Origin of the sequence: Dactylosporangium sp. NPDC000521, assembly GCF_042898305.1 — a bacterium.
Classification (GTDB): domain Bacteria; phylum Actinomycetota; class Actinomycetes; order Mycobacteriales; family Micromonosporaceae; genus Dactylosporangium.
On sequence record NZ_JBIAYW010000006.1, the window covers coordinates 284,616 to 305,863 of the forward strand.

The following is a 21,248-nucleotide window of genomic DNA, read 5'->3' on the forward strand; positions in this document are numbered from 1 at the left end:
CTCCGCTGCGCTCCGGCGCCGGCCTGAGCTCCACCCTGTAGTCCCGATTCGCAGCCCTCCGCTACGCTCCGGACCGCTCATGCCGCCACCTCCGCTGCGCTCCGGCGCCGGCCTGAGCTCCACCCTGTAGTCCCGATTCGCAGCCCTCCGCTACGCTCCGGACCGCTCATGCCGCCACCTCCGCCACGAGCAGGCCGGTGGAGGCGGCGACCGCCTTGCTCTCGCGCAGCCGCAGGCCGGCCCCGGCGAGGAGCGCGGCGAACTCGGCCTCGGTGCGCTCGCGCCCCGGGTGCAGGGTCAGCATGATGAGGTCGCGGAGCTTGCCGTCGTGCGGGGTGTCGCCGGCCGGCAGGATCGCGTCGACGACGAGCAGGACGTCGCCGGGGCCCATGGCGCGCCGGACGTTGCGCAGGATCGTCGCGGACTGGGCGTCGTCCCAGTCGTGCAGGATCATCGACATCAGGTACACCTGGCCGTGCGCGGGGACCTCGGCGAAGAAGTCACCGGCGGCGAGCCTGGCCCGGCCCGCGACCCCGGCGGCGCTGAGCACCTCGGCGGCGTGCACGACGACATCCGGCCGGTCGAAGACGGTCACCTTGAGGTCCGGGTAGCGGCGCAGCAGCGCGGCGGCCAGGTGCCCGCGGCCGCCGCCGACGTCGACGAGCGAGCGGACACCGCGCAGGTCGTGCGCCTCGACGGTCGCCGCGTGCAGCTCCCGCGACAGGTCGCCCATCGCGGCGGCGAACACCGCGGCGCGGGCCGGGTCCTCGGCCAGCCGGCTCCACCAGTCCGCGCCGTGCAGGTGCGCGAACGCGGGCTCGCCGGTCCGGACGCTGTGCAGGAGCCCGCCGAGCGCGGCGTGCCGCTGGGTGTCGCCCCACAGCCGGGCCCAGTTGCGCAGCGACCCCTCCACCCCGTCGCGGAGCGCGTCCGAGAGCGCCGTTCCCCCGTACGTACGGGGCGCCACCTCGGTGAACACCCCCTGCGACGCGAGGGCCCGCAGCAGCCGGTGCAGGGCGTCCGGGTCGGTGCCGGTGTCCGTGGCGAGCTCCTCGACCCGGCGGGGCCCACCGGCGGTCAGGTCCGCGAGCCCGAGCTCCGCGGCGACCGCCACGGCCTGCGTGACCAGGGAAGCGTGCAGCATCCGCAGCATGCTCTGCCGCACCTCCCCTCGCACCCCGGCCACCTCGCCGGGCGCGGCCACCTCGCCGGGCGTGGCGCCCGGTGGTGCGGTCGTTGAGAGCGTCATCGCACACCTCCGGCGACTCGGTGATCGGCGACGTCGACGACATCCGCGGCGACATCGGTGACGGCATCGGTGGCGGCGCCCGCGGCGGCTCGGTCAACGGCTCGGTCAGCGGCTCGGTCGGCGGTGACCCGCTCGGCGAGGTAGGCGGCGATCGCCGCGACGCTCGGGCGGTCCCACAGCAGCGAGCTGGGCAGCGCGAACCGCGCCCGCCGGTGCAGCCGTTGCCGGATCGACTCCGACAGCAGCGAATCGACGCCGAGCTCCGACAGCGGGCGGTGCGCGTCGATCGTGGCGGGGTCGAGGCGCAGCTCGTGGGCGACGACCTCGCGTACCGCGGCCTCCACCTGCTCGGCGAGGTCGTCCCCGGTCAGCTCGGGCCAGCCGGCCACCTCCGGCGCACCGGCCTCCCCGGCCGGCACCTCGGCGTGCGACACCACGCCGAAGCGGACCCCGAGCAGCTCGGCGAGGACCACCCCGTCGAGACCCGCGACGCGGACGTCGACCACCGTGTCACCGGACGGCTCGACGGCGACGAGGTCGACCCCGACGAGCGCCTCGTCCGGCGGCGGCCCGGCGACCGCGACGTGCCGCAGCCGCCCCGGCATCCGCAGCCGGGCCGGTGCCGGGAACGTGACCGGTGCCGCCGACAGCCCCGCGTCGAACAGCGACGCCCACGTCCGGGCCGGCATGAGGCCGTCCGGGTCGGCGGCGATGCGGGCCACCACCCGCCCGCCGGTCCGCCGGACCTCGCGGACCACCCACGGGAACCCGATCCCGACGACGCCGATCTCGCGCAGCAGGTCCATCACCCGCTCGGCCGGCACGACCGCCGCCCCGGCCGGCGGCAGCTCCAGCCGCCCACACCCCACCACACCGTCGCCGGGGGCGGGCTTCTCGTCGGCGGTCGCGTTGGCGTGGGTGGCCCAGGCCGAGTCGGAGCCGCCCGCCAGCCGGGAGCTGAGGTGGACCGCGCCGTCCTGGCGGACGACCTGCACGTCGCGCGGGGCGCCCAGCGTGAGCGGCACGCGCAGCGTGACGTCGGTCAGGGCCGGCGTCCCGGCGGCCGCGAGCAGCGTCGTGAGGACCACGGCGGCGGGCAGGACCTCGGTGCCGAGGACCCGGTGCCCGCCCGGGTACGGCCGGCTCCCCTCGTCCAGCCGCGTCTGCCACAGCCACACGGGCGCGGTGCCCTGCACGACGGTCCGCCGGCCGAGCACGGTGTGGGCGGTGACGTCGTGCTGCTGCACGGGCTCGGCGGCGGCGGGCTCCGGCTCGGCCCAGAAGCGGCGGTGCTGCCACGCCATCGGCGGCAGCTCCGCGCGGCCGCTCCCGGGGAAGACGCGGGACCAGTCGACCGGCACGCCGTGGCAGTACAGCGCGCCCAGGGTCGCCAGCATCGTCGCCCGCTCCGGCTGGTCGCGGCGCAGGGTCGGCAGGACGGTCGCGCCGCCGGCGGTCTGCAGGATCGAGTGCGCGACGACCGGGTGCGTCGACACCTCCAGGAACACCCGGTGCCCGTCGTCCGCGGCGGCCTGCACGGCCTCGGCGAAGCGCACCGGGTTGCGCAGGTTCGCGGCCCAGTAGGCGGCGTCGCGCGGCGGGTCGGCCCGCGGGTCGGACAGCGTCGTGCCGTAGGCGGGGACCGTGCCGGTCCGCGGGGCGGTCCCGACGGCGAGCAGGCCCGGGACGAGCGGGTCCATGTGCGGGCTGTGGAACGCGACGTCGGTGTTGACCCGCCGCGCGGTGAGCCCTTCGGCACCCCATGCGGCGAGGACCCGGTCGAGGGCGGCGGCGTCGCCGCTCAGTACGGTCGACGAGGGCGAGGCGGAGATCGCGGCCACCACGTCCGGTGCGCCGGCCAGGCGCGCCGCGGCCTCGGCGAACGGCAGCCCGGCCAGCGCCATCGCGCCCTGACCGGCGGCCTGGCGCAGCAGCCGGGAGCGGCGGCAGACGAGCCGGGCGGCGTCGGTCAGGTCGAGCCGGCCGGACACGACGGCGGCGGCGATCTCGCCCACGGAGTGGCCGATGACGGCGGCCGGTCGCAGCCCGTACGACATCCAGACACGCGCGAGGCCGACCTGCATCAGGAACGTGAGCGCCTGCACCCTGCCCACCTCGTCCAGGTCGCCGTCGGCGATCACCTGGCGGGGCGACACCCCGAGCTCCTCGCGGTAGACGGCGTCGACCTCGGCGAACGTGCGCGCCAGCGCCGGCTCGGTCGCCAGCAGCTCGCGGCCCATGCCGGCCCACTGCGCGCCGTGACCGGAGAACACCCAGACGACCGGCGTGTCACCGCCGCGCGCCGCGCGGCCACGAACCACACCGTCGCCGCGCGCCGCGCGGTCGCGGACAGCACCGTCGCCGCGCGGCACGCGGCCACTGACGACACCGTCCGCGGGGCGGTCGGCGGCCAGGGCCGCCAGGCGCGCGGCGAGCTGGTCCCGGTCGGCGGCGACGACGGCGGCGCGGACCGGCAGCCCGGTGCGGATGCGGCCGAGGCTCGCACCGACGGCGTCGAGCGGGTCGCCGCCCGCCGCCACCCAGCCGGCGAGGCGGTCCGCGGTGGCGCGCAGCCCGGCCTCGGTCGCCGCGGACAGCGGGAAGAGCCCCACGCCGTCCGGCGCGGGCACGTCCGGGGTCCTGGCGGGCGCCTCCTCGATGATGAGGTGGGCCAGGGTGCCGCCGTAGCCGTAGTTGCCCACCCCGGCGCGGCGCGGGCGGCCGGGCATCCGCGGCCAGGGGGTGCGGTCCCGGGTGACGCGCAGGCCCGAGCCGTCCCACGGGATGCGCGGGTTGAGGCCGGTCCGCGACAACGTCGCCGGGATCATGTCGTGGCCGAGGGCGAGGACGAGCTTCATGACGCCGACGACGCCGGACGCCGCCTCCAGGTGGCCGAGGTTCGACTTCACGGAGCCGATGAGGCACGGCTCGTCGGCGGCCCGGCCGGCGCCGACGGTCGCGGCGAGCGCGGCGACCTCGATCGGGTCCCCGACGCCGGTGCCGGTGCCGTGCGCCTCGATGTAGCCGATGGACTCCAGCGGCACGCCGGCGTTGCGGGCGGCCTGGCGCATCAGGTGCGCCTGGGCGGTCTCGCTGGGGGCCATGATGCCGTTGGTGCGCCCGTCCTGGCAGACGGCGCCGCCCCGCACGAGCGCGAGCACCTGGTCGCCGTCGCGGATCGCGTCGCTGTGCCGCTTCAGCACGAGCACCGCGCAGCCCTCGCTGCGGACGTAGCCGTTCGCGGCCGCGTCGAACGCCTTGGACGTGCCGTCCGGTGACAGCGCACCGGCGGCCTCGAGGATCAGCGCGAAGCTCGGGCTGGCCACGAGCATGACGCCGCCGGCGACGGCGAGCGACGTCTCACCGGCGCGCAGGCTCTGGCACGCCTGGTGGACGGCGACGAGCGACGCGGAGCAGGCCGTGTCGACGGTGATGCTCGGGCCGCGCAGGTCCAGCGCGTACGAGACCCGGTTGGCGACGGCGCACATCGACGCGCCGATGCCCGTCCAGGCCTCGACGTTGGGCAGGTCCTCCAGCAGCCGGCGGCCGTAGTCGTCGCAGCAGACGCCCATGAAGACGCTGCCGTCGGTGCCGGCCAGGGTCGCGGGGGCGATGCCCGCGTGCTCCAGCGCCTCCCAGGCGACCTCGAGCGTGACCCGCTGCTGCGGGTCCATGAGCTCCGCCTCGCGCGGCGAGATGCCGAAGAACTCGGCGTCGAACCCGGCGATGTCGCTCAGGTAGCCGCCGGCGCGCACGGCCCGGGCGACGGCGGCCGCGTACGCCGGGCCCCGGGCGGCGTACGCGTCCCACCGGCCGTCGGGCACGGCGCCGATCGCGTCGCCGCCCTCGTCCAGCAGCCGCCACAGCGCTTCCGGCGCGTCGACGCCGCCGGGCAGCCGGCAACCCATGCCGATGATGGCGATCGGTTCCGCGCTGGTGTTCATGTCAGCCCTCCTGGACTCTGCTGGGTGGGGCCGGCGGTGACCGCCGCGCCGATCCACGCGGTGACGCCCTGCCCGGCGGCGAAGCGCGGCGGGCGGGCGCGGTTGGACCAGACCGTCTCCGGGCGCCGCTGCAGCAGCACGAGCCCGTCGTCGCCGAACGCGAACTCGACGTCCTGGGCGCGGCCCTCCTCACGTTCGACGCGCTTGCCGAGCGCGGCCAGCTCGAGGACCTCGTCGTCGCTCAGGCACAGCCGCGCCCGCCGCGCGCCGCCGACCGCGACGGCGAGGTGCCCGCGGCGGTATTCGATGCGTTTGTCGCCGGCGACCCGTTCGAGGACGGTGAGGCCGATCTTGTCGACCGTCCACCGGTCCGGGGTGATCTCGCCGCCGACGACGGCGAGGCCGAGCCCCCAGCCGGCCTCCACGACGATGCGGGACCGGTCGCCGGTGACGGGGCTGACGGTGAACATGACGCCGGCGGCGCGGGCGCGGACCATCCGCTGCACCACGACCCCCATCCCGATGCCCGGGGAGCGCGCGGTGCCGGTCCAGCACCGCCGGACGTGGTCGAGGACCGCCTCCGCGCCGGTGACGTCGAGCCAGGTGTCGAACCTGCCGGCGAGGCTGGCCGTGGTGCCGTCCTCGGTGGTGCCGCTGGAGCGCACGGCGACGGCGATGTCCTTGCCGCCGCCGAGTCGCGTGTACGACTGGCGCACGGCCTCCGCGACGGCCGCGGGAACGGTGCCGCGGGCGGCGACGAACGCCCGGTGCGCCGGCACGGTGACGACGAACCCCGGGGACACCGGCAGCCCGGCCCTGGCCAGCCCGGCGAGCCCGGCCGCCTTCCCGCCGGCGACGGCGGGGTCGGCACAGGCCGGGTCGTCGAGCGCTCGCGTGTACACGGTCACGCCGCCGGTGCCGCGCCGGAATCCGGCCGAGGCGCCGCGGCGCGGAGCACCGTCACCTCGCCGGTGGTGCCGTCGAGGCGGACCTCGTCGCCGGTGCGCAGCCGGACCGTGGCGAAGCCGGTGCCGACGACGGCCGGCAGCCCGTACTCGCGGCAGACGATCGCGGCGTGGCTCATCATCCCGCCGATGTCGGTGATCACACCGGCCACTGTGGACAGTGCCGGCCCCCACGACGGCGCGGTGATCGGGCAGACGAGGATCTCGCCGGGGCGCACGTCGCCGAGCTCGCGCTCGTCGCGCAGCAGCCGCACGGTGCCCTGCGCGACGCCGGGTGACCCACCGATCCCGCTGACGGCCGTGTCGTCGCCGGCGTCGGTGCCGCCGAGCCAGGCCTCGACCCGTTCGGTGGTGATGCCGTAGTTCATGATCGCGAACGGGTCGGTGACCTCGTCCGGCGGCAGCCCGTAGGCCAGCTGCGGCGGCGCGGCCCGCAGCGCGGCGACGATGCCGCGGCGCCGCCCGACCTCCGCCGCCCACCGCCCGGCGCCGCGCGGCGCCACCCCGATCGCCCACGACTGCACGACGTCGTGCAGGACGGCCTCGAGCTCGAAGCGGTTGAGGAAGAACAGGTCGTCGCGTTCGCGGGCGAAGCCGGCGGCGACGAGGAAGTCGCCGAGCTCCCACAGCTTGCGCCACAGCACCGCGTGCGCCCAGTGCTCGACGTGGATGTTATGTTCCTCGATGTACGGGAAGACCCGGCGGGCCAGGGCGAGCAGCTCGTCGAACTGGGCCGCCTCGTCGGCGGTGAGCAGCGCCCGGTGCTCCGCGACGATGGCGTCGCGCTCGGCCCGCAGCCTCGCCACCGGCCGGCGGATGTCCTGCCCGGCGCGCAGCCGCTCGGCGTAGCCCGCGATGCCCGCGAGGGGGATCGCCGGGTTGCCGATCCAGGTGTCCTGGTCGTGGCCGAAGCCGTACTCGGCGAAGTAGTGGAACCAGGGGTCCTTCGCCGCGTCGTAGGCGGCCAGCCAGCGCCGCCCCGCCTCGGTGCCGCCGAGCGCGTCGAACACCTTCTGCGGCGCGTCGGCGACGAGCGCCTGGTCGAAGCCGTGGTCGACGCCGAGCTGGACGGCGAGCGCGGCGAGGTCGCGCAGCTCGTCGTCGGGGCGGAACGCCAGCACGTCGATCCCCGCGACCATCCGGGCGATCCGCTGCTCGCCGATCTCCGGGAACGCCTGCTTGCAGAACTGGAAGAACGCGATGTAGCCGCCGTACCCGAGGTTGAGGAACTCGAAGTGGTGCTGCCACACCAGGAACAGGTCGTCGATCAGCCGCCGGTACGCGGCGACGACGTCCCAGCCGGTGGAGCGGCCGCGCGCCTCGGTGACGACCTCCATCGGCTCCAGCTCGGGCAGCGGCGGGAAGGACACCTGCCGCATGTCGTCGACGACGGCGGCGACCTTCGCCTTCCACCGGTCGTACAGCTCGTCCCAGTGCTCGTAGTAGTAGCCGGCGCGGGCCTGGAAGTGCTCGGCGCGGCGGGCGGTCTCGGCCGAGTCGGTCACCGGGACGGGGGCGATGTACACGTAGCCGTGCTGCACCCGCAGGTCCAGGCCGAGCGACGACGGCAGGGCGAAGATGCGGGTGCTGTTCTGCCCCGCGCCGAGGTACGCGGCCTCGGCCACGACGCTGCCCAGCGGGTAGCAGCCGCGGGACCAGTGCATCGTGTCGGCGAACCACAGCCGGCCGTCCTCGGCCTGGCGGGTCTCGGCGTCGGGCACCAGGTAGTACGGGTACATCGCCGCCCAGCCCTCGCCGCCGGGCGGTGGCGCGATCTCGTGGAAGGACGGGAACCGTCGCTCGGCCATGACTGACCTCCGTTCGCTTGTCGCGGGTCAGTCCAGACCCTGCCAATGGGTGCCGGCCGCCAGCTCCTCGTCGATCTTCTGCACGAGGTTCTGGTCGATCCGGCGGATGTCCTGCACGGTGTGCCGCACGCCGGTGCGCTCCATCTCGGCGCGCTGGAAGTTGTGCGGCAGGCCCGCCGGCACGCCGGCGAACCCGGTGCCGAGCGCCTTGCACACCTCGGCGACCCGGTTGATGTCGTCGATGAACAGCGCCTGGTGGTACTGCAGGCCGAAGACGTCCCGGACGATCTCCTTGACGCCGGGGCGGACGTCGTTGACGTCGACGTAGGGGATCTCGGCGTCGAAGTAGTGCGCGAGGTGGCCGAGGTGGGTGTCGAAGGTGTACTCGCGGTGCCGCCCGCCGTAGCAGGTCAGCCGGGCGCCGGTGGCGTGCAGCGCGGCCAGCATCTCCTCGGCGCCGGGCAGCACCTCGACCGGGTGGTCCTTGAGGTACTCGTCGCGCTCGCGGAAGAACGCGGCGATGGTGTCCTTCGCCGACCACGGCAGCCGGCACGCGAGCGCCATGTTCTGCCCGGCGGCGAGCTGCGGCGAGCCCCACACGCCGCGTTCGACCTCGGCGGTGTACGTGCCGCCGTGCTTGGTGACGAACCGTTCGATGACGGGGCTGTACGTGTCGTTGAGCAGGACCCCGTCGCTGTCGATGGCGATCAGCCGGATCGTGCGCAGTGCGGTCATCGTCCCTCCAGAAGGTGTCGGTCACGCGTTCGATCAGGCCCTCGCCCGGCCTGGTCGGGCCCTGGTCAGGCTCGGTCAAGCCCTGGTCAGGCCGGGTCAGGCTTTGGTCAGGCCCTGGTCAGCACCAGTGCCGCGTTGTGGCCGCCGAAGCCCATCGAGGTGCTGACCGCGACGTCGAGGTCGGCGGCGCGCGGCGTGCCGTGGACGACGTCGAGGTCGAGCTCGGGGGCGAGGCGGGTCAGGTTCGCGGTCGGCGGCACGCTGCGGCCGGCGAGGGCCAGCGCCGTGTACGCGGCCTCGATCGCGCCGGCCGCGGCCAGCGGGTGGCCGGTGACCCCCTTCGTGGACGTCACCAGGGGGCGGGCGCCGAGGACCCGGCGCAGCGTCCGGCCCTCCACGAGGTCACCGATCGGGGTGGAGGGGCCGTGCGCGTTGACGTGGTCGACGTCGGCCCCGCCGACGCCGGCGTCGCGCAGTGCCGTCCGCAGCGCCCGTTCGATGCCTTCGCCGCCGGGCTCGGGCGCGGTCGGGTGGTGGGCGTCGGTGCTGGCGCCGTACCCGCGGACCACGGCGTGGATCGGGGCGGTGCGGGCGCGGGCGTCCTCCTCCCGCTCCAGGACCAGCACGGCGGCGCCCTCGGCGGGCACGAACCCGTCGCGGTCGGCGTCGAACGGCCGGGACGCCCGGGCCGGATCCGCGGACCGCCCGGACAGCGCGCCCATCCGGCCGAGCCCGGCGACGGCGAGCGGGGTCAGCGCCGCCTCGGTGCCGCCGGCGAGCACGACGTCACAGTCGCCGCTGCGCAGCAGCTCCCTGGCGGCGCCGACGGCGGTCGCACCGGACGCGCAGGCGGTCGCGGTCACCCAGCTGGGCCCCTTCGCGCCGACGTCGATCGCCACCTGCCCGGCGACCATGTTCACCATGTACATCGGCACCGTCAGCGGCGACACCTGCCGCGGGCCGCCGTCGAGCAGGGCGGCCTGCGCGGCGAGCAGCGCGGGGATGCCGCCGAGGGAGTTGCCGATCACCACGCCGACGCGGGCACCGTCCCAGGTGCGCGGGTCGCGGCCGGCATCGGCCAGGGCCTGCCGGGCGGCGACGATCGCGAACTGCACGAAGCGCTCCAGCTGCCGTGCGGTGAACCCGCCGAGCAGCGCACCGGGGTCGAAGCCCGGGACCCGGCAGCTGAAGTCGACCGGGCCGCCGGCGAGGTCGGGATCGGGCGCGGCGCAGGAGACGCCGGACCAGACCCGCTCGCGGTTGGCGGCGACGCCGATCCCGGCCGACGTCACCAGGCCGAGGCCGGTGATCGCCGCACCGAAGCCGTGCCGGGTCGCGGGCGGCATCAGGCCACCGCTCCCCTGGCGGCGAGCACCCCGGCGGCGTCGGTGACGGTCATCGTGTCGTGCAGCGCCCCGTCGTCCAGCGGCACCCGGAACTGGTTGCCCAGCACCAGGATCAGCTCGACGAGCACGAGCGAGTCGAAGTTCAGGTCGGCGAAGGTCGCACCGGGCCGCAGCGCACCCGCGTCGACCTTGAAGTCCTCCACCAGGATCTCGGTGATCCGTGCCTCGATGGCCTGCATCATCGTCCTCTCGACGGGTCGGTCCCGGCGCCCTCGACGTGGCGGCGCGCGGCGGGTGACGGCTCGGGCCGGGCGGCCCGCACGGACGGGTCAGCGTGGCGGCGCGCGGCGGACGGCGGCTCGGGCCGGGCGGCCCGCGCGGACCGGTCAGTGTCGCGGCGCGGGGCGGCGGGTGGCGGCTCGGACGGGTCCGGCGCCGCCGGCGGGGCGGGCTCGGGGGCGGCCGGGAGTGGCGGGGTGGGCAGGTCCGGCCAGACGGTCGCGGCGGAGCCCCAGGTGAGGCCGCCACCGAACGCCGCCAGCACCACCCGGTGCCCGGCCCGCAGCCGCCCACCGGCGACGCCGTCGGCGATGGCGAGGGGCACCGACGCGGCGACCGTGTTGCCGACCGTGGCGATGTTGCTGACGAACCGGCCGGCCGGCACCCGCAGCTCGCGGGCGACCGCGGCGAGGATGCGGGCGTTGGCCTGGTGCAGCACCCAGCGGTCGACGTCCCCGGGCGCCCAGCCCGCGTCGGCGGCGCTGTTCCGGGCCGTCGCGGCCATCCGCGTGACGGCCTGGCTGAACACGGCCCGGCCCTGCATGCGGAAGTACAGGTCGCTCTCCTTGACCGGCTGCCCGGTGGCCCGCTGGCGGGACCCGCCGCCCGGGATCTCGATCAGCTGGTGCCGACCGCCGTCGCTGCCGAGCCGCAGCCCCGTCAGCGCACCGGGCTCGCCGGCGGCACCGGCGCGGAGCACGACCGCGCCCGCGCCGTCGCCGAAGACGGCCCGGGTGGTGAGGTCGTCGGGGTCGAGCACGGTGGTGAACGCGTCGGCCCCGATCACCAGGGCGCTGCGCGCGGTCCCGGCGGCGAGCAGCCCGGCCGCCGCGGCGAGCGCGTACAGGAACCCGGTGCACACCGCGCCGACGTCGAACGCGGCCACCGGCCCGAGCCCGAGCCGGGCCGCGACCTGCGGAGCGACCGCCGGGCTGAGCTGGTCGGCGGTCCCGGTCGCCACGACGACCGCGTCGACCCCGCCGACGCCGGCGTTGGCGAGCGCCTGCCGGCCGGCGGCGACGGCAAGGTCACCGGTCGCCTCGCCGGGGCTCACCACGTGCCGCCGCTCGATGCCGGTCCGGGCCCGGATCCACTCGGCGTCCGCCTCCCACCACGCGACGAGCTCCTCGTTGGGCACCACGACCGCCGGCAGGCACGCCCCGACCCCGGCCACCACGGCGGCCGGCACCCCGCCGTCCGGCCCGACCGGCCCCGCGGACGCCGTCGCGGGCGTCATCCCGGGCGCCGTCCCGACCGGCGTGCCCGATGCCGTGCCGGGCGCTATCGCGGGCGTCATCGCGGGCCTCATCGCGGGCCTCATCGGGGGCCTCGGTGCGCGGCGGCGACCGTGACCCGGGCCGTGGCGACGTCGGCGCCGAGCTGCCGGCAGCGCACGTCGACGGTCCAGCCGGCCGGGCCCGCGCCGACCGGCTCGGCGGTCAGCGTCAGGGGCACGTCGAGCTCGGCGTACCGGGCGAAGGTCGCGTCGAGCGCGACGAGGCTCGTGCGGTCGGGCCCGGCGCCGCCCCACGCGTCGGTGGCCAGGACGGCGAGCTGCCGGGCCGCCTCGGTGAGCACCATCGCCGGCACGTGGTCCTGGGCGTGGTCGAACAGGCTCGGGTTCTCCACCGGCACCCGCAGCCGCGCGGTGACCGGACCGCCCGCCGCGCAGACGTCCAGCAGGACCGCGTCGGTGGCCCGCAGCCGGCCGACCCGCCGCGGGTCCACGGGCCCGCCCGGCGTCGGCGGCAGGCCGTCGGAGCTCGGCGGCGGGTCGCCGCCGGGGCGGGCGCGGCGGCGCACGGAGGCGTACGCGGCGGCGGTCACGTAGCGCACGTCCATCCGGACCTGCCCGACCCACGCGTGCCGCGCCCACAGCCCGAAGTCGTAGCTCAGGCCGCTGAGCCGCCCCCCGATGCGGGTCTCGCCGCCGGTGCCGGCGGTCAGCTCCAGCTCGGTCCGGTCGTCGCCGGGCGCCGTCACGGGGAACCGCGCGGACCACGCCCGCAGCACGAACCGGTCGCCGGCGGGGACGCCGAAGAGCACGTGCGCGGCGTACGTCTCGGCCTGCCGGGCGCACTCCAGCAGCAGCAGCGGGTCCAGGTCGCGGCTCGGGCCGGTGTGCCCGCCGTAGTGCGGGTGCGCCGGCGGGAGCAGCGCCGCGGCGACGAACCCGCCGTCGCCGGTGGGCACCAGGTCGGCGAGGAACGTCTCGCCGGCGTGCCGGCGGTGCAGCAGCGCGCGGTCCACCGTCGTGGCGTACCGGAGCGGCGTCGACATCGAAGCTCCTCTCCTCAGACCAGGACCGGGTCGCCGAGCACGGCCGCGAGCAGGGCGGCGGCCGGGGTCACCGGATCGCGGGCGAACAGGGTGGTGAGGCACCGGTGCGGGTCGGCGTAGGGCGCCGGGCCGGCCAGCCGCCGGGCCGCGGCGGCGACCTCGTCCGCGGCCGGGGACGCGCCGGCGACCTCGTCGAGCAGCCGGCCGGCCCGCCGCACCCAGCGGTGCAGGTGCCGGCGCGAGAACGAGTCCGGCGTGGTCCGGCTCAGCCCGGCCACGAGGTAGCAGCGCAGCCCGAGGGCGACCGCGTCGGCGCCGTGCTCGGCGCGCAGTGGCCGGGCGTAGTCGTCGAGGGTGTAGCCGCGCCAGTCGCCGTGCCGGGCCGCCCGGGCGACCCCGCCGATCGGCACCCGCGGGAACTCCAGGCGGGTCACCCGCGCCCCGAGCACGCCCAGCACGTGGGCGACGATGCGGTAGTCGGTGCGCAGCTCCACGTCGTGCAGCAGGACCACGTGGTCGTGGCCGGGCAGCCGCGGCACCAGTTCGCCGAGCGTCGACATCAGGTAGTTGGCGTGCCCGTCGGCGGTGACGGCGGTGCGCAGCGGCAGGCCGGCGGCGGTCGCGTCGAGGAACACCGGCGCCCCGAACGGGCGGCCGTCGACGCACACGTGATGCGCCGTCAGCAGGTGTACGAGGTCGTCGACCGGCAGCACGGGCGGCCGGGGGTCGGCCAGGCCGGCGTCGGCCATGCCGAGATCGCGGTAGTGGCGCCGCCAGATCTCCAGCACCCGCAGGCTCGCCGGGTGCGCCCAGCCGCCGGCGGCCCGGCGCACGTACGGCGCGATCGCCTCGGCCGGCGCCCGGGGCGAGCGCTGGAACAGCACGTACAGCTCGCCGATACCGGCCTCGCCGAGCGCGTCGAACGCGACGTCCGGGTGCCGGCGGTCCAGGTACTCCCAGAATCCGGCGACCTGCCGGCTGCCGGCGTGCGCGATCGGGTGGTAGAGCAGCGTGACGTCGGTGAACGCCGACGTCGCCCGGTGGAGCACGTCCGCGGAGAGCAGCAGCTTCAGGTGCGACGGGGTGAGCGGCTTCGTCGGGCTGGCGGTCACCGGAGCCACCAGCACGCGAGCGGTCACCGGATGTCCTCGCGATCGGCGGCGGCGAGCGCGGCACGCAGGCGGGCGATCGTCGCCTCGGCCTCCGGCACCGTGCAGTAGCCCGGGTCGGCGATGAAGCCGCGGCCGCTGGGCACGTCGCCGACCCGCGGCACCAGCCACGTGTGGAAGTGCTCGGCACCCTCCATGCAGGAGAACACGTGGACGCGCGGCGCGCCGGTCGCCGCCTTCAGCGGCCCGACGAACCGGCGGATGAGCGGGCCGATCGCGGCGGCCTCGGCGTCGTCCATCTCGGCGAAGTCCAGGAAGTGCCGGTAGGACTCGATGAGCAGCGTGCCGGCGGGCCAGTAGGCGGTGGGGCCGTGCCCGACCCGGAACATGCCGTCGGCGACGAGGTAGCCGCCGGGCGGTGCGGTCGTGCCGCCGTACGCCGGAAGGGTGCCGCCCTTGTACTTGACGCAGATGAGGCACTCGTGCGGGATCGGCGCGTGGTGGCTCAGCAGCCGGCTGAACGGGTCGCGGAACTGCGCGAGCGGCTCGAGCTGCGCGTGCCGCATGTACCAGTCGTCCAGGGCCGCGGCGGTGCCGGCCGGGTCCGCGACCCGCTGCGCCTGCACCGCCTCCCAGCGCCGCCGGGCCTGCTCGGCGTCGACGCCCTCCAGCCGGGCGACGTCCTCCCACGAGCCGCCGCCGGCGCGGACGTGGTGGACGATGGCGTCGCGCAGCAGCGGCAGCTCGCCGGACAGCAGCGCCCACAGCCGTTGCGCGACGTCGGGGTCCGGCGCGGCGACGGCGACGCGGAACTCCTCGGCGAGGTCCCTCAGCCGCGTGGAGAGCGCGAGCCGGGCCAGGTCGGCGTCGGTGAAGTCGGTGACGTCCACGGTGGTGCCTCCGCTCGTCATGAGGTCTCACTCAGCCAGGTGTACGGCCGCAGCGCCCCGCCCGGCCCGGGCAGCACGCGCGCGTACGCGGCGGCACCGAGGCCGGCCGGGTCCAGCGCGGGCCGGTGCAGCAGCCGCAGCGGCTCGTCCGGGTCGAGCCGGCCCAGCAGCACCGCCTCGGCGACCGTGTGGTGCAGGTGCACCAGGTAGTCCACAAGGGACAGCCCGGCGGTGGCGATCCACAGTGGACGGCCGGTGGCGCCGTCGGGCAGCTCCGGCAGCCGGCCGGTGACGGGCCGGAGCAGCCGCACCGGTCCCGGCCGGTGGGCGCCGGTGAAGGGCCCGAGCCAGGCGGCGCCGCCGGCGATGAGCCGCACGTCGCCGGGCCGCAGGTTCACCGGGTCGCCGAACAGGAACACCGTGCGGGTCCAGGAGCGCCGCCACCGCCGCGCCTCGCCGGTGCCGAGCCCGGCGGCGAAGCGGGCCGCGCCGGCGGCCAGGCCGGCCGGGTCGAGGCCGCGCAGCACCACGAGCACGGTCGTGTCGGCGGGCTCCGGCGCGCCGCCGGTGACCCAGTCGACCCGGTCCGCCAGCAGGTCCCCCAGTTCCCGGGTCAGCATCGCGGCGCTCCGATCGCGGCGGCCACCTTGGCGAGGACGGCGTCGGGGCAGGCAGTCGCGTCGAGCACGGTGACCGGCAGGTCCCGGATCTCGGCCAGCATGGCGGTGCGCAGGTCCCGCTGCATGCGGACGAACCCGTCGCGGGTGGCGGCCGGGCCGTAGTGCTCGAACGCCGTGGCCCGCGCGCCCTCCCCGGACCGCCGCCACGTGACCTCGGGCGGGACGTCGAGGTAGACCACACCGGCCGGCTGCGGCATGGCCCGCCACGCGGCGAACGTCGGCTCGTGCGTGACGCCCAGCAGCGTGCACGCGGCGAGCACCTTGTAGTAGTACGAGTCCATCACGACCGGGCCCGCGTCCGGCTCCGCCGCCGCGACGCGCCGCAGCAGCTCGTCGCGCTGGTGCAGGATCACGGCGTGCAGCACGGTCAGGACCAGCTCGGCGGAGTAGCGGGTGCCCGCGTGACGCAGCGCCTCGTCGACCCAGCAGCCGCGCAGCGTCCGTACCAGGGGATGCGCGTCGAGGAAGGCGTCGTCGTGCGACACGACCTGCCAGCCGACCTCGTCGCGCACCCGGGCGAGGGCCGAGGACTTGCCGGCGAAGTCGGGGCCGAGCAGCACCCAGAAGTCCGTCATCAGAGGTGCCCTTTCGTGAGCCAGCCGACGAGCAGGAAGCTGGTGTACATCGCCGGCACGTAGGCCAGCGTCGGCAGCAGCGGCCACCGGGTCGCGCCGGCGGCGAACCGGGCCGCGGCGAGCCCCGGCAGCAGCAGCGGGGCGAGGATCAGCCAGCCCCACCCGGCGCCGTGCCACGGCCGCAGCGCCACGAGCACGATGGCGGTCGCGGCGAGCGCGGCGCCGAACGCGGCGAGGGACGTGCCGTCGGGGCCGAGGACGGTGACGTAGCTGCGTTCGCCGTCGCGCGGCGCCCGGGTCGCCTTGCGCCCCAGCTCCATGCACAGCGCCGCGACGGTCACCGCCAGGATCACGACCGGCCCGGACCCGTCGGCCCGCACGCCCTCGGCGCGCAGGAAGCCCGCGTACACGTACAGGCTGAGCATCGACAGGATCGGCAGGTTCACCGCGAGCTGCAGGGCGAGCTGCCCGCGCCGCGGCCACCCGGCCCGCCGTTCGAGCGTCACGACGAGCGTCGTGTAGGCCATCTGCCCGGCGAGGATCGCCAGTGCGGCGCCCCGGCCGGCGTTCAGCGCGAGCAGGGCGGCGCTGCCGGCGGCGACGAGCAGCACCAGGTCCCGCTCCGCGACGAGGCCGCTGGGCAGGGGGCGGCCCGGGTTGACCCGGCGGTCGTAGTCGGCGTCGCGGATGTCGTCCAGCGCCCGGATCAGCAACATCGTGACGACCAGCGTCACGCTGGTGACGGCCAGCTCCCGGCCGGGCCGCCACACGCTCACCGGCGCGCTCAGGCAGGCGAACAGGGCGGTCAGGCCGAGCGCCCACGACAGCGTGTACGGCAGCTGCACCGACGGGCGGTAGGCGGCCGCGACGTAGCGGCCCCACCGGCCGATCACGGCGCGCCGTCCAGGATCCGCACGACGCCGGCGGCGCCGTCGACCTCCAGCAGCGCCCCGTCGGGGATGCGGGTGGTGGCGCCGGCGACGGCGACGACGGTCGGGATGCCCAGCAGCCGCCCGGTGACGGCGGTGTGCGACAGCAGGGTGCCGCGCTCGACGACGAGCGCCTTCGCCGACATCATCAGGAACAGCCAGCCCGGGTCGGTCTCGCGGGCGACGAGGATGCGGTCGCCGGTCTCCTCCGCGGTGACCGACGGGTCGAGCACGACCATGGCCCGGCCGCGGACGGTGCCGGCGCTGGACGCCAGGCCGGTCAGCACGGCGCTGTCGGCCACATCGGACGCCGGGCGCGCGACGTCGGTGAGGGCGAGCGTCAGCGGCCGGTCCGCGACGGTCTCCAGCCGGGCCGGCAGCTGCCGGTCCTCGGCGGTCCACCGCTCCCGCTCCGCCGCCCGGACCGCCGCCAGCCCGCGCAGGTCGGCGCCGGGGACGGTGCCGTCGAACGCGCCGAGGACCTCCTCGACGGTCAGGTCGAGCACGTCGCGGGGCCGGTCGAGGCGGCCCGCGGCGACCAGGTGCTCGCCCTGGCGCAGCAGCAGCGCCCGCAGGTCGCCGATGAGCTGGCTGCGGCAGAACCTGGTGTCCTCCCGGTTGCGCAGGAACGTGCGCATGCCGTCGAACAGGAACCGCAGCACGGCCCGCTTGACCGGGTTGCGGCAGTGCCGGCGCAGCTCCTGCCACGCCTCGGCGCGCACCCGCTCCCCCGTGGCGACGCTGGCGGCGACGGTGCGGCCCTGGCGCAGGTACGCCCGGACGGCCGGCAGGACCGTCCACGGCGCCTGCCGGGGCGTCACCGACTCGAGCTTGTTGTCCTGGATGGCGCGGTCGCCGTAGCGCTCGATGTGCTCGCGCAGCAGGACCGCGACGGTGTCGCCGTAGGCGCCGCCGCTCAGCCGCGCCCAGAGCCGCTCGGTGTCGTCCCCCGCCGCCAGCAGCGCCTCTCGCAGCGGCGGCACGTCCGCCACGTGCTCGGCGATCGCGACCAGTGAGTGCACCGCGAGGGCGGAGCGGTTGACCGGGCCGCCGCTGAGCATGCCGTTGAGGACGCTGCGGTCCGCGTCCGGCGCCCACCGGCGCAGCGCGCCGTTCGCCGCCCACGTGGACGCGAAGAGCGCCAGCCCGTTGATCAGGGTCAGGCCCCAGCGCTCGCCGACCTCCGTCCACAGTGTCCGGTAGGCGGCCACCACCTCCGACGGGCTCATCCGGGCCACGTCCAGGTTCGCGTGTCGCTCGTCCCACCAGCCCAGGAACTCCCGGATGCGGCGCGGATGGCCGGCCAGCCGCCAGCCGATCTCGGCCAGGCTCAGCACCTTCGTCACCGGGCCCACGCGGCGGCGCCCCGGGTCCCGCCCGGCCAGCCCGAGGCCCTGCTCCCAGGTCGGGAACAGCGGGCGGAAGCAGCGCATCATGCGGTGCAGCCGGTACCAGTTGTCGATGGCGTAGTAGATGTGCCCGTCGAGGTACCCGATCATCTGCGCCAGCAGCGGCCGGTGCGCGCGCAGCGTCTCCGCGGGCACGCCCATCCTGCGGTACAGGTCGGTGAACCCTGCCTCGATGAGCGCCCGGCCCATCGAGTAGGTCAGCGCGCAGCTGACGCCGGGGAACGTCTCGGTCGCGTTGTTGTTGTCCCACAGCAGGGTCGGCGCCGCCGCGGCGCTCACCACGGGCCGGGCCTGGACGAGGTGGACCCGCCCGTCGGCGGTGATGGTGCCCTCGATGTCCTGCGGGCCGCCGAAGTGCTCCTCCACCCGCAGCGCCAGCGCGGCCAGGTCGAGCACCTCGGCGTCGCCGAGCACCGGCAGCGCCGCGCGCTCCGGGTCGACGGGGATGTCCACGACGCCGGCCTCGGGGCGCAGCGGGTCGCGGCCGACGGCGCGGGTCTTCGTCTCGACGCGCGACTCGACGGCGCGGGTGGCGCGGTCGACGAAGAAGTGGTCGACGTCGGCCTTCTCCTGCACGACGCCCTCGCCGATGCCGTACGCGGCGGCGATGACGCACCGGTCGGCGCCGTCGCGCGGGTCGCGGGTGAACGCGACGAACGACCGCTCGCCGAGCACCATGCGCTGCACGCCGACGGCCACCCGGGCGGCGAGCGGGTCCATGCCCTTGTGCAGCCGGTAGAGCACCGCCTCGGGGTTGAACGCCGACGCCCAGCAGTCCGCGACCCGGTCGGCGACGTCGGCGCGGCGCACGTACAGGAAGCTGTCGCTGAGCCCGGCGAACGGGTCGGTGGCGGAGTCCTCGCCGACGCCGCCGGCCGCGGGCACCACGCAGGCGCGGACCGCGACCAGCCCGCCCGGGCCGGCGATCGCGTCGAAGCGCTCGTCCAGCAGCCGGCGCAGCGCGTCCGGGACACCGGCGCGGCGGACCGTCTCGCGCAGCTCCCGCGCCCGGTCGACGGTCGCGCCGCCGGCGGCCTCCCCGGCGGCGGCGAGCACCGGCCCGACGACGGCGTCGAACACCGGGGCCGGCACGCACACCAGCGGCGGGACGGTGAACCCCGCGGCCGCGAGCTCGGCCTGCCGGGCGAACTTGTTGCCGCACAGCGTGGCGTCGGCGAGCATCGGGTCGTCGGCGAGCCAGTCGAGCTGTGCCAGGTCATGATTGTCCAAGGCGATCCCCCCGAAGCCGCTGTGTGCTGGTGCCGGCAGATCACGTGTGCGCCGCGACTCGGCGGCGGGGATCTGCGGGTGAACGCGGCGTGAACGCGTTGAGGAAAGTCAATCACGGGCGACCGCGCGGCAACTTCTCATGCAGTGCTCAATCGACCTTCGTCCACTTCCACCCCCGCGACGGCGCGCCGTAGGTTCGGCGGCATGAAGATTGGCCTGCACATCGCGGACTTCACCTATCCGGCCGGCCCCGCCGGCCTCGCCGACGACCTCACCCGCATCGTCGTCGCCGCCGAGGAGGCGGGCTTCGCCCGGGTCAGCGTCATGGACCACGTGTGGCAGATCCCGGCCGTCGGGCCCGTGCACCACGACATGCTGGAGGCCTACACGACACTGGGGTTCATCGCCGCCCGGACGTCCACTGTGGAGCTTCTGGCGTGGGTCAGCGCGGTCACGTACCGCCATCCCGGCATGCTCGCCAAGCTCGTCAGCACCCTGGACGTGCTGTCGAAGGGCCGTGCCTGGCTCGGCGTCGGCGCCGCCTGGAACGGCGAGGAGGCGGCCGGGCTCGGGCTGCCGTTCCCGCCGCTGTCCGAGCGCTACGAACGGCTCGACGAGACCCTGCGGATCTGCCGGCAGATGTGGAGCGGCTCCGAGGCACCGTTCGAGGGGCGGCACTACACGCTCGCGCGCACGCTGAACGCCCCGCAGCCGCTGCGCCGCCCGCCGATCCTCATCGGCGGCGGCGGCGAGCGCCGTACCCTGCGGCTGGTCGCCCGCCACGCCCAGGCGTGCAACCTGTTCGCCGGCACCGACCTGGCGCACAAGCTCGACGTGCTGCGCGGGCACTGCGCCGCCGAGGGCCGCGACTACGACGACATCGAGAAGACGGTCCTGGTCCAGCTGGACCCCGGCGACCGGGGCGAGCACATCGACGCGCTGCGCGCCCGGCTGGAGGGCTTCGCCGCGCTCGGCTTCGCCGAGGCGCACTGCTGGCTGCCCCGGATGTGGCAGACCGAGCGCCTGGCGCTGCTGGGCCGCGAGCTCGTCCCCGCCGCCGCGGCCCTGCGCTGACCCAGCCGGTCTCCCGGTGCGGGCGTCCGCGGCCTACGCGGCCGCGGACGGTGCCGGCGCGGGTGGTGCCGGCACGGACGGCACTGGCACGGACGGTACCGACGCGGACTGCACCGGCGTGGACGGCTCGGAGCGGCTGGAGAGGTGGTGCTCGACGGCGAGACGGCGCAGGGCGTCGAACGCCGCGTCCAGGGTCACCAGGCGGGCCATCATCGTCGCCCGGCCCGACTCCGCGGGCAGCAGCTCGAGCTGCCGGGCGACCAGCCGCTCGGCGGTGTCGGCCAGCACGGCCAGGTCGGTGCCGTCGAGCAGGGCGACGGCGTGGGCGAGCAGGTCGCGCTCGGGCCCGTCCGGCTTGACCTGCCAGCCGCAGCGGTCCAGCAGCGCGTCGACCTCGGCGGGCGCGGCGGCGGGCGTCGGTGTCTCGGTCGCCGGCGGCCGGACGCCACGCGCCCGGCCGAGGACGCCGTAGAGCTCCGCGGTGGGGACCGCCGGGTTGTCGAGGGCCTGCAGCACTTCACCGGCCGCGGCGATGCTGAGCTGGCCCATGCCGGTCAGCACCCGGATCAGCCGGAGCCGGGCCAGGTGCGCGTGGCCGTACACGGCCTGGTTGCGCGCGGTGGGGGTGCCCGGCGGCAGCAGGCGCTCCCGCAGGTAGAACTTGATCGTCGGCACCGGGACACCGCTGCGACGGCTGAGCTCGGAGATGCGCATCGCACTGGGCATGGGCTTCCTCATCCGTAGCG

Annotated in this window: 17 protein-coding genes; 1 reads left to right on the top strand and 16 read right to left on the bottom strand. The window is 76.2% G+C overall.

Going from position 1 to position 21,248, the window contains the following annotated elements:
* Positions 1-166: 166 nt before the first annotated feature.
* The 15 genes from ACFY3L_RS21810 to ACFY3L_RS21880 form a co-directional block, all read right to left on the bottom strand.
* Positions 167-1,249, bottom strand: coding sequence for a methyltransferase (locus ACFY3L_RS21810; protein ID WP_389326737.1), 1,083 nt, complete (start codon positions 1,247-1,249; stop codon positions 167-169).
* Positions 1,246-5,193, bottom strand: a complete 3,948-nt coding sequence (locus ACFY3L_RS21815) for a type I polyketide synthase (RefSeq protein ID WP_389326740.1) — start codon at positions 5,191-5,193, stop codon at positions 1,246-1,248. The genes ACFY3L_RS21810 and ACFY3L_RS21815 overlap by 4 nt, the downstream gene beginning before the upstream one ends.
* The gene (locus ACFY3L_RS21820; protein ID WP_389326743.1) at positions 5,190-6,095 is read right to left on the bottom strand and encodes a PEP/pyruvate-binding domain-containing protein; all 906 of its coding nucleotides are present in this window, start codon (positions 6,093-6,095) and stop codon (positions 5,190-5,192) included. The genes ACFY3L_RS21815 and ACFY3L_RS21820 overlap by 4 nt, the downstream gene beginning before the upstream one ends.
* A gap of 2 nt (positions 6,096-6,097) precedes the next feature.
* Positions 6,098-7,966 (bottom strand): PEP-utilizing enzyme, encoded by a 1,869-nt coding sequence (locus ACFY3L_RS21825; RefSeq protein WP_389326746.1) that lies wholly within the window; start codon positions 7,964-7,966, stop codon positions 6,098-6,100.
* 27 nt (positions 7,967-7,993) lie between these two features.
* Positions 7,994-8,701: an HAD family hydrolase gene (locus ACFY3L_RS21830; protein ID WP_389326749.1), complete on the bottom strand. Its 708-nt coding sequence runs from the start codon at positions 8,699-8,701 to the stop codon at positions 7,994-7,996.
* Positions 8,702-8,808: 107 nt separating this feature from the next.
* Complete coding sequence (locus ACFY3L_RS21835) at positions 8,809-10,047, bottom strand: beta-ketoacyl-[acyl-carrier-protein] synthase family protein (protein WP_389326752.1); 1,239 nt, start codon at positions 10,045-10,047, stop codon at positions 8,809-8,811.
* Complete coding sequence (locus ACFY3L_RS21840) at positions 10,047-10,289, bottom strand: acyl carrier protein (RefSeq protein ID WP_389326755.1); 243 nt, start codon at positions 10,287-10,289, stop codon at positions 10,047-10,049. Before ACFY3L_RS21840 ends, ACFY3L_RS21835 begins: the two co-directional genes overlap by 1 nt.
* Positions 10,286-11,623: a beta-ketoacyl-ACP synthase 3 gene (locus ACFY3L_RS21845; RefSeq protein WP_389326758.1), complete on the bottom strand. Its 1,338-nt coding sequence runs from the start codon at positions 11,621-11,623 to the stop codon at positions 10,286-10,288. The genes ACFY3L_RS21840 and ACFY3L_RS21845 overlap by 4 nt, the downstream gene beginning before the upstream one ends.
* A gap of 20 nt (positions 11,624-11,643) precedes the next feature.
* Positions 11,644-12,606, bottom strand: coding sequence for an AfsA-related hotdog domain-containing protein (locus tag ACFY3L_RS21850; protein ID WP_389326761.1), 963 nt, complete (start codon positions 12,604-12,606; stop codon positions 11,644-11,646).
* Between the two features lie 14 nt (positions 12,607-12,620).
* Entirely contained in the window at positions 12,621-13,745 is a 1,125-nt protein-coding gene (locus ACFY3L_RS21855) for a hypothetical protein (protein WP_389326764.1), read from the bottom strand.
* The gene (locus ACFY3L_RS21860) at positions 13,742-14,626 is read right to left on the bottom strand and encodes a hypothetical protein (RefSeq protein ID WP_389326766.1); all 885 of its coding nucleotides are present in this window, start codon (positions 14,624-14,626) and stop codon (positions 13,742-13,744) included. The genes ACFY3L_RS21855 and ACFY3L_RS21860 overlap by 4 nt, the downstream gene beginning before the upstream one ends.
* The gene (locus ACFY3L_RS21865) at positions 14,623-15,225 is read right to left on the bottom strand and encodes a DUF6182 family protein (protein WP_389326769.1); all 603 of its coding nucleotides are present in this window, start codon (positions 15,223-15,225) and stop codon (positions 14,623-14,625) included. Before ACFY3L_RS21865 ends, ACFY3L_RS21860 begins: the two co-directional genes overlap by 4 nt.
* Positions 15,219-15,860, bottom strand: a complete 642-nt coding sequence (locus ACFY3L_RS21870) for a hypothetical protein (RefSeq protein WP_389326772.1) — start codon at positions 15,858-15,860, stop codon at positions 15,219-15,221. The genes ACFY3L_RS21865 and ACFY3L_RS21870 overlap by 7 nt, the downstream gene beginning before the upstream one ends.
* Entirely contained in the window at positions 15,860-16,753 is an 894-nt protein-coding gene (locus ACFY3L_RS21875) for a hypothetical protein (protein ID WP_389326775.1), read from the bottom strand. The genes ACFY3L_RS21870 and ACFY3L_RS21875 overlap by 1 nt, the downstream gene beginning before the upstream one ends.
* The gene (locus tag ACFY3L_RS21880) at positions 16,750-19,428 is read right to left on the bottom strand and encodes a PEP/pyruvate-binding domain-containing protein (protein WP_389326778.1); all 2,679 of its coding nucleotides are present in this window, start codon (positions 19,426-19,428) and stop codon (positions 16,750-16,752) included. The genes ACFY3L_RS21875 and ACFY3L_RS21880 overlap by 4 nt, the downstream gene beginning before the upstream one ends.
* A 204-nt stretch (positions 19,429-19,632) precedes the next feature.
* Here ACFY3L_RS21880 and ACFY3L_RS21885 point away from each other — a divergent pair, with 204 nt between their 5' ends.
* Positions 19,633-20,502 carry an LLM class F420-dependent oxidoreductase gene (locus ACFY3L_RS21885; RefSeq protein WP_389326781.1) on the top strand — a complete coding sequence of 290 codons (870 nt, stop codon included), beginning with the start codon at positions 19,633-19,635 and terminating at the stop codon, positions 20,500-20,502.
* Positions 20,503-20,535: 33 nt separating this feature from the next.
* Here the strand turns inward: ACFY3L_RS21885 and ACFY3L_RS21890 are convergent, their stop codons facing one another.
* A complete protein-coding gene (locus ACFY3L_RS21890) occupies positions 20,536-21,228 on the bottom strand; it encodes a MerR family transcriptional regulator (RefSeq protein ID WP_389326784.1) in 693 nt (230 codons plus the stop codon).
* Positions 21,229-21,248: the final 20 nt, after the last annotated feature.

Bases quoted from the DNA above. Each gene is read 5' to 3' on its own strand.
- ACFY3L_RS21885 (WP_389326781.1), top strand. From the start codon at position 19,633: ATGAAGATTGGCCTGCACATCGCGGACTTCACCTATCCGGCCGGCCCC.
- ACFY3L_RS21825 (WP_389326746.1), bottom strand. From the start codon at position 7,966: ATGGCCGAGCGACGGTTCCCGTCCTTCCACGAGATCGCGCCACCGCCC.
- ACFY3L_RS21835 (WP_389326752.1), bottom strand. From the start codon at position 10,047: ATGCCGCCCGCGACCCGGCACGGCTTCGGTGCGGCGATCACCGGCCTC.
- ACFY3L_RS21845 (WP_389326758.1), bottom strand. From the start codon at position 11,623: ATGACGCCCGCGATAGCGCCCGGCACGGCATCGGGCACGCCGGTCGGG.
- ACFY3L_RS21870 (WP_389326772.1), bottom strand. From the start codon at position 15,860: ATGACGGACTTCTGGGTGCTGCTCGGCCCCGACTTCGCCGGCAAGTCC.
- ACFY3L_RS21865 (WP_389326769.1), bottom strand. From the start codon at position 15,225: ATGCTGACCCGGGAACTGGGGGACCTGCTGGCGGACCGGGTCGACTGG.
- ACFY3L_RS21810 (WP_389326737.1), bottom strand. From the start codon at position 1,249: ATGACGCTCTCAACGACCGCACCACCGGGCGCCACGCCCGGCGAGGTG.
- ACFY3L_RS21830 (WP_389326749.1), bottom strand. From the start codon at position 8,701: ATGACCGCACTGCGCACGATCCGGCTGATCGCCATCGACAGCGACGGG.
- ACFY3L_RS21840 (WP_389326755.1), bottom strand. From the start codon at position 10,289: ATGATGCAGGCCATCGAGGCACGGATCACCGAGATCCTGGTGGAGGAC.
- ACFY3L_RS21815 (WP_389326740.1), bottom strand. From the start codon at position 5,193: ATGAACACCAGCGCGGAACCGATCGCCATCATCGGCATGGGTTGCCGG.
- ACFY3L_RS21890 (WP_389326784.1), bottom strand. From the start codon at position 21,228: ATGCCCAGTGCGATGCGCATCTCCGAGCTCAGCCGTCGCAGCGGTGTC.
- ACFY3L_RS21850 (WP_389326761.1), bottom strand. From the start codon at position 12,606: ATGTCGACGCCGCTCCGGTACGCCACGACGGTGGACCGCGCGCTGCTG.
- ACFY3L_RS21860 (WP_389326766.1), bottom strand. From the start codon at position 14,626: ATGACGAGCGGAGGCACCACCGTGGACGTCACCGACTTCACCGACGCC.